At 54.4% G+C, this 14,382-nt stretch carries 16 protein-coding genes and 2 tRNA genes; 7 read left to right on the top strand and 11 right to left on the bottom strand.

The window, feature by feature from the left end; translation table 11 throughout:
- Positions 1-154: 154 nt before the first annotated feature.
- A complete protein-coding gene (locus G512_RS20430) occupies positions 155-1,312 on the top strand; it encodes an FAD-dependent oxidoreductase (RefSeq protein WP_051269140.1) in 1,158 nt (385 codons plus the stop codon).
- Here the strand turns inward: G512_RS20430 and G512_RS0108620 are convergent.
- From G512_RS0108620 to G512_RS0108610, 3 genes are all read right to left on the bottom strand, one after another.
- Positions 1,309-1,833, bottom strand: coding sequence for an AAA family ATPase (locus tag G512_RS0108620; RefSeq protein ID WP_028481377.1), 525 nt, complete (start codon positions 1,831-1,833; stop codon positions 1,309-1,311). The genes G512_RS20430 and G512_RS0108620 overlap by 4 nt on opposite strands.
- Before the next feature lie 96 nt (positions 1,834-1,929).
- Positions 1,930-2,004, bottom strand: a tRNA-Gly gene (locus G512_RS0108615).
- A 64-nt stretch (positions 2,005-2,068) separates the two neighbouring features.
- Positions 2,069-2,143 (bottom strand) — tRNA-Gly (locus G512_RS0108610).
- Positions 2,144-2,404: 261 nt separating this feature from the next.
- Here G512_RS0108610 and G512_RS0108600 point away from each other — a divergent pair.
- From G512_RS0108600 to G512_RS0108585, 4 genes are all read left to right on the top strand, one after another.
- Positions 2,405-2,923 carry a prolyl-tRNA synthetase associated domain-containing protein gene (locus tag G512_RS0108600; RefSeq protein WP_028481376.1) on the top strand — a complete coding sequence of 173 codons (519 nt, stop codon included), beginning with the start codon at positions 2,405-2,407 and terminating at the stop codon, positions 2,921-2,923.
- Positions 2,924-3,034: 111 nt separating this feature from the next.
- Positions 3,035-4,012 carry a thioredoxin gene (trxA, locus tag G512_RS0108595; protein WP_028481375.1) on the top strand — a complete coding sequence of 326 codons (978 nt, stop codon included), beginning with the start codon at positions 3,035-3,037 and terminating at the stop codon, positions 4,010-4,012.
- Positions 4,013-4,054: 42 nt separating this feature from the next.
- Positions 4,055-4,738, top strand: coding sequence for an LON peptidase substrate-binding domain-containing protein (locus G512_RS0108590; RefSeq protein WP_028481374.1), 684 nt, complete (start codon positions 4,055-4,057; stop codon positions 4,736-4,738).
- Between the two features lie 22 nt (positions 4,739-4,760).
- Positions 4,761-4,958 carry a Trm112 family protein gene (locus tag G512_RS0108585; RefSeq protein ID WP_028481373.1) on the top strand — a complete coding sequence of 66 codons (198 nt, stop codon included), beginning with the start codon at positions 4,761-4,763 and terminating at the stop codon, positions 4,956-4,958.
- 3 nt (positions 4,959-4,961) lie between these two features.
- On the opposite strand, the gene G512_RS0108580 is transcribed toward G512_RS0108585, so the two are convergent.
- From G512_RS0108580 to G512_RS0108560, 4 genes are all read right to left on the bottom strand, one after another.
- Positions 4,962-5,288, bottom strand: coding sequence for a DUF167 family protein (locus G512_RS0108580; RefSeq protein ID WP_036489139.1), 327 nt, complete (start codon positions 5,286-5,288; stop codon positions 4,962-4,964).
- Position 5,289: 1 nt separating this feature from the next.
- Positions 5,290-5,580 (bottom strand): YggT family protein, encoded by a 291-nt coding sequence (locus G512_RS0108575; RefSeq protein ID WP_028481371.1) that lies wholly within the window; start codon positions 5,578-5,580, stop codon positions 5,290-5,292.
- Positions 5,581-5,985: 405 nt separating this feature from the next.
- The gene (locus G512_RS0108565) at positions 5,986-6,369 is read right to left on the bottom strand and encodes a hypothetical protein (RefSeq protein ID WP_028481369.1); all 384 of its coding nucleotides are present in this window, start codon (positions 6,367-6,369) and stop codon (positions 5,986-5,988) included.
- Between the two features lie 186 nt (positions 6,370-6,555).
- Complete coding sequence (locus G512_RS0108560) at positions 6,556-7,677, bottom strand: NAD(P)/FAD-dependent oxidoreductase (protein WP_036489136.1); 1,122 nt, start codon at positions 7,675-7,677, stop codon at positions 6,556-6,558.
- Between the two features lie 58 nt (positions 7,678-7,735).
- Between G512_RS0108560 and mnmD the strand changes: the two genes are divergently transcribed.
- Entirely contained in the window at positions 7,736-8,422 is a 687-nt protein-coding gene (gene mnmD, locus G512_RS0108555) for a tRNA (5-methylaminomethyl-2-thiouridine)(34)-methyltransferase MnmD (protein ID WP_028481367.1), read from the top strand.
- 17 nt (positions 8,423-8,439) lie between these two features.
- Here the strand turns inward: mnmD and G512_RS0108550 are convergent, their stop codons facing one another.
- Positions 8,440-9,855, bottom strand: coding sequence for an L-serine ammonia-lyase (locus G512_RS0108550; RefSeq protein WP_028481366.1), 1,416 nt, complete (start codon positions 9,853-9,855; stop codon positions 8,440-8,442).
- A 390-nt stretch (positions 9,856-10,245) separates the two neighbouring features.
- On the opposite strand from G512_RS0108550, the gene G512_RS0108545 reads away from it, so the two are divergent.
- The gene (locus G512_RS0108545; RefSeq protein ID WP_028481365.1) at positions 10,246-11,034 is read left to right on the top strand and encodes a MipA/OmpV family protein; all 789 of its coding nucleotides are present in this window, start codon (positions 10,246-10,248) and stop codon (positions 11,032-11,034) included.
- Between the two features lie 22 nt (positions 11,035-11,056).
- On the opposite strand, the gene G512_RS20425 is transcribed toward G512_RS0108545, so the two are convergent.
- The 3 genes from G512_RS20425 to G512_RS0108530 all read right to left on the bottom strand — a co-directional run bounded on the left by G512_RS20425 (position 11,057) and on the right by G512_RS0108530 (position 14,287).
- On the bottom strand, positions 11,057-11,899 hold the full coding sequence (locus G512_RS20425; protein WP_051269139.1) for a pentapeptide repeat-containing protein: 843 nt from the start codon (positions 11,897-11,899) through the stop codon (positions 11,057-11,059).
- Between the two features lie 547 nt (positions 11,900-12,446).
- On the bottom strand, positions 12,447-13,469 hold the full coding sequence (locus tag G512_RS0108535; protein WP_028481364.1) for a patatin-like phospholipase family protein: 1,023 nt from the start codon (positions 13,467-13,469) through the stop codon (positions 12,447-12,449).
- A gap of 32 nt (positions 13,470-13,501) precedes the next feature.
- Positions 13,502-14,287 carry a 3-hydroxybutyrate dehydrogenase gene (locus G512_RS0108530; protein WP_028481363.1) on the bottom strand — a complete coding sequence of 262 codons (786 nt, stop codon included), beginning with the start codon at positions 14,285-14,287 and terminating at the stop codon, positions 13,502-13,504.
- Positions 14,288-14,382: the final 95 nt, after the last annotated feature.

Genomic DNA, 14,382 nt, shown 5'->3' with positions numbered 1-14,382 from the left:
GCATGGAACCTTCGACAGGAAAGCGCGCTCCCAAATGCCTCACTGATTTTTTAACCAGTTGATTTCATGGAGACTCGGTTTCAAAGTGCATACCAAACTTTCACGGCTCGTCGAATAGTCTTTAAAGGACGTCGGCCATGAAAAGGTTGAATTGATGCCAAAAGACATCTTGATCGTGGGCGCTGGCCCTTCCGGATTGACCGCCGCCATTGAGCTTTATCGGCGCGGATACCGGCCGCGGATCATCGATCAACTACCTGAGCCCAGCCCTTATTCTCGTGCGTTGGTGATCAATCCGCGGACCTTGAAGATTCTGGCTCCAAGTGGAGCCCGGGATATCTTGATGGAAAAGGGGCAGAAGATACGGCTGGCCAGACTTTATGGGCCCGAGGGTGAGTTGGTTCGAATAGATATCGGCCAGTTGCCTCAACCCTATGATTTCATGCTGCTTCTCTCACAATCAGAAACTGAGGCCGTGTTGGAGGAAACCCTGCAAGGCTATGGTGGCCGGGTGGACCGCGGTGTAACTCTTAAATCCTTGCACCAAATTGGCGGTAGGTCTCAGGTGGTTCTGGGGCTGCCAACCGGTGAAGAGCAACATGTCTCTCCCGACGTTGTGATTGGGGCTGATGGCGCCCATTCACCCACGCGTCACATGATTGGGCAGTCCTTCAAAGGCTCGGCCTATGAGCATGAGTGGGGGCTGGCGGATGTGGATATTAGCACTGAATTGCCGCTGGACAGCATCAGCGTGTTTGATGAAGCGCCCGTGTTGTTCGCCTTGTTTCCCCTCGGAGGATCGCGGGTCCGGTTGATTTCAGACCATCCGGATATCCTGGAGCATGTGCCGTCGCCGCTTCACGTCGAGCACGTGCATTGGCAAAGCACCTTCAAGATCTCCCATCGTCTGGTTGATACCTATCAAAGCGGCAGTGTGTTTCTGGTTGGCGATGCAGCACACATACATTCGCCGTTTGGCGGGCGGGGCATGAACATGGGTATTGAGGATGCGGCGTGGCTGGCTTGGCAAATCAGTACCGGTCGGACCGATGAATACACGGAAGACAGGCGGCCCGTCGCCTTGCAGGTTATTGAAACCGTGGATCCATCGACCCGTCTCATGGCGTCCGAGCGCTTCTGGGCGCGGTTCGTGCGCCGGACCCTTATTCCGCTTTATGCTCGCTCAAGTTGGTTCCAATCCCGGTTTCTGCCGTTGATATCAGCAAGCAACACACCCTTTCCGCCCTGGTTGTCAGTGGAAGGGATCGGAACGGGCGACCATTCGGAAGTGGTGAGTAGTGCGCGCTCCTAGATGTGGTTAAGTATGAAATACGCGCGCTCGGTGACCGGGCATTCATGCAGGCGCAGCAAGCTGTAGCCTGCCTGTGAATAGGTATGCTCCAGGCGTCTGACTTCAGCGCATGCTTCTGCGAAGCCATGTTGGCGTTCGGCGTCAGTGCGGTAAATCGCTTGCCATGGCGGGGCGAAAAACACGGTCCGTGCGTATCGGTGCTCTTGCAGCAAGGCACGATATTGTTTTGATCCCGTTGCGTGTTCATAAGCGGTGACCGCATCAATCAATGAGCGGTCGAAAAACACCGGTCCAGTCAGTTGCGCGGCGCACCGGAAGTCCTCAAGGCATTGTGCGATGGCACGCTCCGCAAACGCTGCCAGGTCAATCCAGGGAAGTGCGGAGCCGCCGTGGGCCTGTTCGGATGCTACGATTTCCCGGCCTGCTTCTTTGAAAACGGGAAATCCTTGCTTCTGAAGCGTTGAAAGAAGTGTGGATTTGCCGCCGCCAGAGCATCCCGACACAACGTGGAGTGTGTCCATTAAAGTTCCCTTCCTCGACAACACGTATTACAGGCGCAGTCGAAAGATGGCGTGATGAAAAATTGGATTTTCAGGAGAGGGGATCGAAGAATGAAATGGAGCGGGCGATGAGATTCGAACTCACGACATCAACCTTGGCAAGGTTGCGCTCTACCCCTGAGCTACGCCCGCATATCCATTTTCACTCACCAAACCGGTATGGGTGGAACCGGATTTCTCACGGGTGATGAGAAATTGGAGCGGGCGATGAGATTCGAACTCACGACATCAACCTTGGCAAGGTTGCGCTCTACCCCTGAGCTACGCCCGCATCCGTTTCGAACAGGTCCCTCGTGTGGGCCCCGTCGGTGAGGTGGGCGTTATATGGCAAAAGCTTCCGATGAATGCAATAAGGAATTTCGGTTCCTGGCCCAACTTTTGTGTGTTCTGTGGATTTCATTTGCCGGCATGAGCGATGGTTGGTTTGTCAAACCTGCTGTTTTATAAGGAAATTCCTTGTTTTGGACGATTGCGGACGGTACAAGCCGCAAGCGGTGAATTTCACTCTATTTTTCAGGTTGGGGAGAACTCAATGGCTGCCAGTCGTGAGGAGTTGATGCATTTCTTGGATGAACTGGGGATCGAAACCTCCACGGTTGAACATCCAGCGGTATTCACCGTTGCCGAGTCCCATGAGATTATCGACAATCTGCCAGGTGGTCATACCAAGAACCTGTTTCTCAAGGACAAGAAGGGGAACTTGTTTTTGATCGTGGCTCTCAATGACGCCAAGATCGACCTCAAGGCCACAGGGCCGTTGATTGGTGCCTCAGGGCGGGTTTCATTCGGCAAACCCGATCTGCTAATGGAGGTGCTGGGGGTCGAGCCGGGGTCGGTTACCCCGTTTTCGCTGATAAACGATCGTGCAGCGCGCCGTGTCACGGTAGTTCTGGATGCGGCCATGATGGAACATGACCTGTTGAATTATCACCCGCTGCAGAACACGGCGACCACGGCGATTTCTTCTGGGGATCTGCTCAAGTTCGTCCGCGCATGTGGGCATGAGCCACAGGTTCTGAGTGTTTCGGCGCAAGCGCAGGAAGCGCATTAACAGAAACGTGGGAGGGGAATTGTATTTCCAGCCCCAAGACGCCATGTTAGGCGTAATTGACTATGGTTTTTGCCGCTGTTGAGGCGGCGCAGAATTAAGGGATCAGGGCATATGAGTGGATCCGGCTTTTCAGTAGGTGGCAGCCTCGGCGGCACAATGGGCGGCGGTTATGGTGGAGGCTACCAAACCGGGCAGGGTCAGGCTGCGTCTGCACAGGGCGATGACCTGATCAAGGATACAACGACGCAGACTTTCATGCAGGACGTCATGGAAGCGTCCATGCAAACGCCTGTCATCGTGGATTTCTGGGCACCGTGGTGTGGCCCTTGCAAACAGTTGACGCCTGTTCTTGAATCCGTCGTTCGAGAAGCGGGCGGGGCTGTAAAGCTCGTGAAGATGAACATTGAAGACTACCCGGAAATTGCCGGTCAGATGGGCGTTCAGTCCATTCCGGCTGTGGTGGCCTTCAAACAGGGACAGCCTGTCGATGGCTTTATGGGCGCTCAGCCGGAAAGCCAGATCAAGGCTTTCATTGAGAAACTTGGCGTCAAGATTGGCCCGAGCGATGTAGATGTCATGCTGGAACAAGCCGATGCCGCCCGTGCGTCAGGCGATATCACGCAGGCAGCGCAAGCTTATGCCGGTGTTTTGTCCATGGAAGCAGACAATGTGAAAGCCATTTCCGGTCTGGCGCAATGCTTTGTGGCGGCAGAGGAAGTGGATCGGGCCAAGCAAACGCTCGAGATGACACCTGAAGACAAACGTCAGGATCAAGAGTATCTGGCTGCTGCAAAGGCCATTGAACTGGCTGAGCAGGCAGATCAAGTCGATGACCTGTCGGAATTGCGTGCCCGGATTGAAGGCAACGCTGATGATCATCAGGCGCGGTTCGATTATGCACTGGGATTGAATGCCCGGGGCGAGAAGGAAGAAGCGGTTGATCAGCTCATAGAGATCATGAAACGCGACCGCGAGTGGAATGAAGATGGCGCCCGCCAGCAGTTGCTGCAGTTCTTTGAAGCCTGGGGCTTCAAGGATCCGGCTTCAACTTATGGCCGCAGGAAATTGTCATCTATTCTGTTCTCCTGATCGTACATGGTCTAGTTCAGATAGCCTATGGAAAGTGATGTGATGACAGTTGGCAATGCAACCTACCAGACAATCGAGGACGTACCGAAGGTAGTACCCCTTTTCCCTCTTGAGGGTGCATTGCTGCTGCCGCGGTCCCACATTCCGCTGAATATCTTCGAGCCGAGGTATATTGCCATGGTGGATGCCGCCATGCGCACAGACCGGGTGATCGGGATGATACAGCCAGATTTGAAGGAAGGTGAGGAAGAGGTGCCTGGCGCGCGGCCGCCGCTTCAGTCTGTTGGATGTTTGGGACGCATCACCTCTTTTCAAGAAAGCGGAGATGGTCGCTACCTTGTCACCCTTTCCGGAATCAGTCGGTTTGATCTGATTGGCGAGGTTGAGGATCGCGCGCCGTTTCGGCGGGGAGCGATTGACATCAGCCGTTACGTTGAAGATCTGACCCCCGGGGTTGGCGAGGAAGAGGTGGACCGCGATGGTGTTTTGAGCGCTCTGCAATCGTATCTGGAAGCCAACGAAATGGAAGCGGATTGGGAAAGCGTCAATACAGCTTCCACTGAAGTATTGATCAATGCTCTTTCCATGATGAGCCCCTACGGACCCAAGGAAAAACAAGCCCTTTTAGAGGCCGAATCACTTAAGGTTCGTGCCGATACCCTCATTGCTTTGGCCGAGATGGAAATGGCACGGGACAACCCGGGCGCAGGGCCATCGATCCAATAGGCGGCGTTATACCGGATAAAACATGTCAAATACATCTAGTCACAAGATTGATCGTCGGCTGCTGGAACTGCTGGTGTGTCCCGTTTCTAAGACCACGCTGGAGTATGATGCTGAACGGCAGGAGCTGATTTCCCGTGCTGCCAAGCTGGCCTATCCGATCCGAGATGGCATTCCGGTAATGCTGGCGGAAGAAGCCCGTCCGTTGGACGAGGCCGAGTAAGCCTCAGTTTTTCAAGAGTTCCCGCAATGCTGCTTCGATCTCGTCGGGATTGCCTTCCAGACGAAGCGTTTTGATGCGTGATGTGCTGCCTGATTCGAGCGAGATTGCGGACTTTGGCAGCCCCAGCGTCTTGGCGGTCAATTTGGTGAGCGCCTTGTTGGCTGCGCCTTTCTCCGGAACTGCGCGTACGCGCGCCGCGAGATAGCATTTACCGTCTGCCTGCCGAGTAAGGCCTTCAAGAGCATCCTTGAAGGATTTAGGCGTCAGGCGGACCTGGAGAACCAGTCCGCCTTGGCACCGAGACCAGGGAACGCCATTGGATTGTGACATCCTAGAATACGTTTGGGTAAACGTAGCGGGCAATCACGTTTTGAATGAAGAAAATACCGATCAGCAGGACAACAGGAGACAGGTCCAGTCCGCCCATGTTCGGCATGATGCGGCGGATCGGGCGTAAAGCCGGCTCCGTTAAGCTGTACAGCGCCTGGCCAATCATGGAAACGAACTGATTGCTCGGGTTCACGATGTTGAAGGCATACAGCCAAGAGAAAATAGCGCTCGCAATGATAACCCATGTGTACAGGTTCAGAACGAGCATCACGACATCAAGAATAGCTAGCATGGATTGCCACTTCTCCAAATAATCCGGGCAGGTGTTGAGTGATTGCCGCCATCGCCCACTCTCAGCCTTGATAACGGCTCGTAGCCATGATGTAGCTGCGATTGCACGCACCCGCAAGAGTGACGCTAATGCTTTTGGTTTTAAATTGGGTTGAAAAAACGAGTGTTTTTAGCCGCTTGAAAGGGCTTTATTGCCAGCTGGGGGCGCTCCGACGGCGCGGAGCGCGCCCAATGCTTTGGCAAGAGACTGTCACATATGGGGCCAGTGCAGTCTGTCTTTCTTGATTTCCAATGACGTGCAGGCTTGGGAGGCTTCTGCGATTCTGGGGCGTCATTGGTTTTTGTGTGCAAATGAAAATCTGTCTGGTCGATTGCAAAACTGCCTCAATGAGCAGCTGGAACTGAATTAGCTGTTCTTTTCTGGGCTGTTCTGCACGATCTGCCATGCTTCGGCGCGCAGTGCATCATACCAGTTTACAGTTGCTTCATTTGCATAGTTGTCAGCAGTCTGGATTTTTGCGTGATGTGGTGCAGCTTCCCAAGCGTCGGAACGCAGAGAGTCATACCACTTTGCAGTTTCTTTTTCCTTCTTGGCAGTTGCCTGCTGTACATCCATTGCCTTTGGGGCAGCTTCCCAAGCGTCAGCGCGAAGACTATCAAACCAATGAATGGATTTTTCCTGCTGCGCTACTTCCTTGGTGCCGTTGATGTCGGCATTGCTTGCCAGAAGGGGGAGAGCAATCGCTGCGATTGCTGGAACAACGATCTGAAGCCAACGAGTAGTTTTCATTTCTTGATCTCCTTTGTGCTTGTGTGTGCTTGGCGACTGATCTGTACATAGTCCAAACTCCCTACGATTTCTAGAGGCGTGATGTGGTATATCGCAGCGCAAAATATGCCGAAAATGGCGGAATTCTGCGATACTTAGCCGTGCATCTAATTTATCGCATGGCTGCCATGAACATTAGTGCATAGCTCAAGCGAAATGATATGCACAGGTGAAGGTCTCGGGCAGGTGGATTTGCGTACCTGACGTAGCGTCGATTTGGTTCATCAGCGCTTGTGCAATGCGGTGTGCGATTCCATAGGAGATCTTGAAGCCCCCGGTTGCCACCCAAAGACGCTTATGACCGGGAATCAGACCCACAAGGGGGTCGCGCTTTCGGCATTTGGGGCGAATGCCGGCCCAGCGGTCGATGATGGGCGCCCCTTCCAGTACCGGGCAAAACTGAATCGCCTTGTCCAGCATGGCTTGAAGGGTGGGTTCCTCTGTTTCCTTGTGTGACCAGTCACGCTCAGAGGTTGATCCTACGGCTACTGTCCCGTTTTCGTGGGCAATGACATATATGCCCTCATCATAGATGACAGGTAGCTCGACCGGGAGCTCCAGCTTCAGGGCAAGCGATTGCCCCTTCACCCCGCTGCCGATGGATTGGTTGGTGAGGTCCTTTATGAGATCGAAGCCCTCGTAGCCAGCCGACAAAACGAGATTTTCGGCCATCAGCGTTGAACCGTCACCCAGATGGACGAGTCCGGCGTCTTCATCAAAGCGGTCGAACTTGGTGTGCTCAAGTAGGGTGATCCGAGGTTCCAGATAGGCCTTGAGCGCAGCTGATACCAGGCGAGGATTCGCGCGAGCGGCGAGGGTGTCCCAGATGTATCCCAACGGAGCCGTGTTTGCTGCCGGCCAGTCCTTGAAAGGTGTTTCTTTAACGACATTGAAGCTGAAGCCTGTTTCGGCTGTGCGCCAGCGGGTCTGGCTCTCATCTTGGCGGTGCAGTGCATGATCGAGCTTGTCTTGGGTGTAAAGCGGCATCAGCCGCCCCACCCGTCGATAGCCCGTTGACACGCCAGTGGCCTCTTCAAGCGCAGCAATTTCCTCGGACAGCGTGCGCAGCGCATCAAACTGAAATTGTTTCTTGTCGTTCCATTGGCTCGGGATGTGCGGCATCAGTGCGCCGAGCAGGCCTTTGCTGGCACCGTTGGCAACCGTGTCTTTTTCGATCAAGGCCACCCGCATGCCCCGATCATGGGCGGCTTTGGCTACCGATAGTCCGAAAATGCCAGCGCCGACAATTGCGATATCAAAGGCTTTCATTTCAATCTGCCCCGCTTTAACAAGGATTTCAGTTACACAGTAAGATCTGGCCGTTCATATGACAGATAAAGCCCAATTGGAATGGCGGGACGCCCATGTGCCGTACTCCCCGCAGTTTGATGATACCTACTTTTCCAAGGCCGGGGGGCGCGAGGAAACGGACTATGTATTTATTAAGGGAAACGATCTGCCAGCGCGGTGGCGCGGGGCGCAGGATGTTGTCGTGGCTGAGCTGGGGTTTGGCAGTGGCCTGAACTTCTTTGAAACACTCAGACAAGTACGCTTGATAGAGCGGACTTCGCGTCCTCATCTGATCTTTCAGTCTTTCGAGCGATATCCCATGACCTGGGATGCGATGGCGCGCACATTGTCACCATGGCCGGATCTGACCGCCCTTCTTGATGAGCTTTCTGTTCAGGGAGAATTTCAAGCTGGATGGCAACGGCGAGACGTGCCGGACGCCACCTTGTATCTAGGGGTTGGTGACGCCGCAGCGCTTGTTTCCAGTCTGCCAACCCCGGCTCAGGCCTGGTATCTGGATGGCTTCAATCCCGCAAAGAACCCGGAGCTGTGGGGGCAGCCCCTTATGCAGGCCGTGCATGACCATACGGTCCCCAGTGGAACGTTTGCCACCTATACCGCCGCAGGTTGGGTACGTCGAAACCTGCAGGCGGCCGGATTTGAAGTGGAGCGTTGCAAGGGCTTTGGCAACAAGCGGGAAATGATGAAGGGCCGCAAGCTGTAAAGCCCCCGCACACGGTATCAGCACTCTGGCAGGTTTACCGCCAGACCGCCCAAACTGGTTTCCTTGTATTTGTCATTCATTTCTTCGCCCGTTTGGCGCATGGCTTCAATACAGTTGTCGAGCGGCATGAAGTGAGAACCGTCGCCATGAAGGGCCAAAGAGGCTGCGGAAACTGCCTTGATCGCGCCCAACCCGTTGCGCTCAATGCAAGGAACCTGCACCAATCCCTTGGCGGGGTCGCATGTCATGCCAAGGTGGTGCTCAAGCGCAATCTCGGCAGCGTTTTCTATTTGCTCATTGGTGCCGCCCAAAGCAGCGCACAAACCCGCAGCGGCCATGGCAGCTGCGGAGCCCACTTCGCCCTGACACCCGACTTCTGCGCCAGAGATTGAGGCGTTGTGCTTGATCAAGCCACCAACCGCTGCCGCTGTGAGCAAGAATGTGCGTATGCCATCGTCCGTGCTGCCGGGGCAGTGGTCTCGGTAATACTTGATGGTTGCCGGAATCACTCCCGCTGCGCCGTTCGTAGGTGCCGTTACCACTTGGCCACCCGCAGCGTTTTCCTCATTTACCGCCATGGCGTAAACGGAGAGCCAGTCATTGGCCACGTGGGGCATGCTTGTGTTCAGGCCGCGCTCTTCCTGCAGCTTTGTGTAAATGGCTGCTGCGCGTCGCTTCACCTTCAACCCACCTGGAAGTATGCCGGTGGTGTCCAGGCCGCGTTCAATGCAGGCATTCATTACCGACCAAATACGCCAGATTTGCTTTTCGATCTCTTCTGCCGGCTTGCAGGTCAGTTCGTTGGCCAGTTTCATTTCGGCAATTGTCTTGCCGGAGTCCCGACCCATCTTCAGCATTTCTTGGGCAGAGCCAAACGGATAGGGCGGTTCGGGCTTGTTGTCGTTACCCGGCGCCAGCGGCGCCTTGCCGCTTTTCATGGCTTCCAGTTCTTCTTCGGTCAGAACAAAACCGCCGCCGATCGAATAATAGACTTCGCGAAAATGCAGGGTGCCGTTGGCATCATATGCTTCCAGTGCCATGCCATTGGCATGACCGGGCAAATTGGTGTCGAAATCGAATACAATGTCTTGTGCCGGATCGAACGCCAGAGCCGGGAGGCCAACGGGTGTGATCTGCCGGGTTTCACTGATCTTGTTTTCAATACGATCGGTTTCGGCCGGGTCGAGCGTATCAGGTGTGCAGCCGCCCAAGCCCAGTACCACGGCGCGGTCTGTGGCGTGGCCTTTGCCTGTCCATGCCAAGGACCCATGCAACGTACAGCGCACTCGTGCTGGTGCGCCAGCGCCGGGCCATTTGCGCGAGCCATCGCGCAGCGCCTCCAGAAAACGGGCGGCGGCAGACATGGGGCCCATGGTGTGAGAGGAGGAAGGGCCGACGCCAACCTTGAAGATTTCAAATATGCTCAAAAACATGCTGCGCTCGATGTCTTGCTTGAGTGATGTACAGAGGGATCTGCGCCCCTTCTGCGGTTCTGTTTAAATAAGCGCTCACCTAAAGGAATGCTATAGATATTCTACGTGCATGTGTGGACTTTGGTGAATGACTTGACCAACCTGATTTCTCGACCCTCTGGAGAATCAGAGCCAGCTAGGCAGGGCTTCTTCAAAGCCCGCCGTTGTGTATCTGGCGCCGATATGCTGCATGATGACCTTCAATGCCACTTGTTAGCCGGAGTAATTGTGGGTTAATCCACGAAATTTGTGCAATTTCGCAACAATTGCGCGTGCATTATACTTTTTACAAATCAGCATGGTGTTTTTCGGATACATTGGACCAAACGATTTTTCTAGGTGGGATAGGAAATGAAGCTTTTTGCCAAGGCCGCAGTATGCTCCGCTCTGCTTGTTGGAGGTATTGCGCCCGGTTTTGCCGCAGATGACATTCTGGTCGGTGATCTGACACCAACTGAAGCGCGCAAGCAATTCGTCGTTGACGTGGGCTTGGCCGGTGTTGTGACACCGAAATACGATGGATCTGATGACTATATTGTCTATCCATTGCCGTTGATTGCGTTCAGTCGTTTCTATCTGCCTGGCTTTGGACAGGTGAAAGACGGAGAGAGTCAGGGCATCTTTTTCTACCCTTCTTTCAGCTATGTTGGTGAGCGCAAGCCTACCGATGATCCAAAGCTGGCGGGCACCCAAAAAGTCGAGTGGGCGGGGGAAGTTGGTCTGGGCGGTGGCTATCAATATGACTGGTTCCGAGCATTCGCGGAAGTGCGCCATGGCTTTAACGGCCACACCGGCATTGTCGGGCGCGCGGGTATTGATGTTCTGTTTCAGCCGCTGGATCGTCTGAAAATAGCCATCGGACCGCGTGTGGATTTTGCCGACTCCGATTACATGGAAACCTATTTCGGATCTCCTGCCGGGTCGGCTGTGGGTGCTTACAGCGCAGATGGTGGCTTCAAAAGCGTGGGGGCCATTGCTCGCGCAAGCTTTGCTGCGACCGATGACGTGTCCTTGCATCTGCAGGGTGGCTGGGATCGCCTGATTGGTGACGCGGCGGATAGCCCCATCAGCCTTGATGACGATCAGTTCACTGTTGCGATTGGGGCCACCTATCGCTACGATTTCAATCTGTTCGACTGATTTCGTCGCTGCTGCATCCAATTCACTGGTGTGAGCCCTGCTTTGCCTCGTTCAGGTCTGAGCAGGGCTTGATGTCAAATCCTTCCGGAATGATCGTGGTGTGATCACCGCATGCGCCGAGAAATGTTGCATTGTCCAAGCCGCGCGCATTGGTGAAGTTTGCGCCTACCAGACGGCTGCGCCGGAAAAAGGCTCCGCTCAAATCTGCCCCGGAAAAGTTCACGTGGGTGAGGTTGGCACTCGCGAAGCTGACATTTTGCATTTCTGCGTTGGCGAAGTTTGCTCCAGTGGCTTGAACGCGATCCATGTCGGAATTCGTTAGACGTGCACCGGTAAAATTCGCCCCTGTAATGTCCGCGCGTTGGAACTTGACCTTACGAGCCATGACATCAACGAAGATGGTATCGCGCAGCGATGCTCTTATGAACATGGCCTCACGCAGATCTGCATTTCGGAATGTGGAGCCGTCCGCTGTAGTGGAATTGAGATCGGCGTCCCGCATGTCCGCATTGGTGAAATCGCCATTTGTCAGGAGCGATTTTTCCATGTCTACACCACGCATCTGTGCGTCGCGAAATACCGCACTGGTCATTGCCGTGCGCTCCAGCTCGGTTCGGCGAAGATCCGCAGCGGCAAAATTTGCGCTTGGCAAAATCACATTCTTCATATCAGCGTCGCGAAGCACGGCTCTCTGAAAATCTGCATTCTCGAGATTCAGCCCCCGCAGGTCTGCCAGTTTGAGTTGGCATTCGATGCATTTCCCGGTTTCAAGCAGCCGGTCCACGGCCTCAATCTGCGTTTCCACAAGCGTGGCTGCGGATGGCTCGCACAAGAAGAACAAGGTGGCACAGGCAACAGATTTCATGGCATCGCCTTTATCGCTGTGGGGCGCACCCCAATGAGCTTTTAGAGTACATGTCTGACCCCTTGCATGGCAATTGAAAGGGTGACCGGTAGGGCTCTGGACAACGCTGTTTATTGCAGCAATCGATTACTCGGGCCAACATCTGGAATGGGGAGGAAGTTTTCAAACAGGAGGGCTTCAGGTGGAAGTCACAAACTGGGTCGCGAGTGCTTGTGACTTCCACCTAAGTGCTGATTACGCAATACCTAAGATCAGCATCACCTTGATACTCAAAAAGTGTTTCCAAATGGTTGGCAAAGCGCATCATTTGGGGATTGGCAAAGTTTCCCCAAACGGTGCCATCAGGTAGCCCGACAACGGTGAAGCGAGGAGATACGGTACTGCGTAGAGGTTTTCATTTTCCTGAGTTGGAACGAAGGTTTGGTACTGGAAATCTGTGAGGAGCACATATAGCCCCGGCAATCGGCGTGACCACAAGATCCGCCGTGAGTTAGGCGGGTGTTAAGAAATGCTGCCTTGCACCTTGCAAAAGGGGGTTAAGCAACCCTTAAGAAAATTCCTTCTTCAGGTCCAAGGTGCTGCGTTCTCCCAGATGAGCGTAGTTGCTTTCGCACCATTTTTCGGCCGCCTCTCGGCCTATTTCAAACAGCAACTCCACAAATTCCCACTGTGGATTGAGCTTGGAAGACGATCCGAATGGGACCAGATCCTGGGTTGCTTCGATGCGATGCATGAGCACACGGGTGTAGTGATTCGAATCAAGCTTTCCCTGTTCCAGCAACCGGGACACAAACTCGATGGCGCGCAGTTCGCGCAGCAGCGTAGAGTTGAATGTTATTTCATTCATGCGCTCCGCGATTTCCTGAGCGGTTTTTGGAATCTCTTCGCGCACAACGGGGTTGACCTGAATCAGAAGGACATCTGTGACCGGCCGGACATCGAATAGAGGAAACAGAGGAGGGTTGCCCATGAAGCCGCCGTCCCAATAGTACTCTCCGTCGATTTCAACGGCCTGATAGACGTTGGGCAGACAGGTAGAGGCCAGAACGGCGTCAGCTGTCAGTTCTCCGTCGGAAAAAACCTTGATCTTCCCCGTCTTCACGTTTGTGGCGGCAACGAAGACCTTCAGTTGATCGCAGTTGCGCACGCGCTCGAAGTCGATCTGCTTGTCCAGAAGCTCCTTGAGGGGGTTATAGTTCAAGGGGTTGAGTTGATAGGGAGACGCAACACGGGAGACGAGGTCCCAAGCCAGATAATTAGGCGAGTTGTCCAGACTCCAGTTGCCAAAGAAAACATCAATTGGACTGCGCTGGAACGGGCTGTATTGGCCCGCTTCGCTGACCGACTGCCAGAACTGGCGCAAGGCATGACGTCCGCCTTCTTCGCCAGCCTTTGTTAGACCATCTGCCAGCGCTACGGCATTGATTGCGCCAGCGCTGGTGCCAGAGATGGCTTCGATCTCAAGATCCTCGTTTTCAAGAAGCCAATCCAGAACACCCCAGGTGAAGGCTCCGTGGGCACCGCCTCCCTGTAATGCCAGACTGATCTGTTTCCGCTTCCGGCTGGCCATGGGATTGGCTCCTTTTCCCGTTGGTGGGGGGATTACTGTGCAGTCCAGCCACCATCAACGGGCAATAGCGATCCGGTGATGGATGCGGCGGCATCAGAGCACAGGAAGACGGCGATTGCGGCGACCTGATCGACCGTGACAAACTCCTTGGTAGGCTGGGCTGCCAGTAGCACGTCCTTCTTGACCTGTTCCTCGGTCATGTTGCGGGCTTGCATGGTGTCCGGGATCTGCTTTTCCACCAGGGGTGTCCAGACATATCCGGGGCAAATGGCATTGACGGTGATCTTGTCTTCCGCCGTTTCCAGTGCAACGGTTTTTGTCAAACCGGCAATTCCATGCTTTGCGGCGACATAGGCGACCTTGAACGGGGAGGCGACCAATGCATGGGCGGACGCGGTATTGATGATGCGTCCCCATCCGGTTCTTTTCATGTGGGGCAGGGCCGCGCGGATGCTGTGAAATGCCGAGGACAGATTGATTGCGATGATGGCATCCCATTTTTCAATCGGGAAGTTTTCAATGGCCTCCACGTGTTGAATGCCTGCATTGTTGATGAGCACATCCACTGACCCGAAACTGGTGACGGCAGTGCCAATCATGTCAGCAATCTCCGCCGGCTTGGTCATGTCGGCACCATGATAGATGCATTTCACATCATACGTGCTTTCGATTCCAGCGCGTTCAGCCTCGATTGCGTCGGCGGCACCAAAGCCATTGATGACAATGTTGGCACCTTCTGCGGCCAGTGCTTTCGCATAGGCCAGTCCGATACCGGATGTCGATCCTGTAATTACCGCGGTTTTTCCAGCTAACGTCACGTTGTTACCCTCCCATACGTGTGCGTGCGATCATGCAAGCATTTACACGTATACAATTTGTAAGGATCAAGGCGGGTGCTGCAATGCACATAACG

This window comes from Pseudovibrio exalbescens DSM 16456, assembly GCF_000422785.1.
In the GTDB taxonomy this organism is placed as follows: Bacteria; Pseudomonadota; Alphaproteobacteria; order Rhizobiales; family Stappiaceae; genus Pseudovibrio; species Pseudovibrio exalbescens.
The sequence above is the reverse complement of the archived record's forward strand: the minus strand, read 5'-3'. Positions and strand labels throughout refer to the sequence as shown.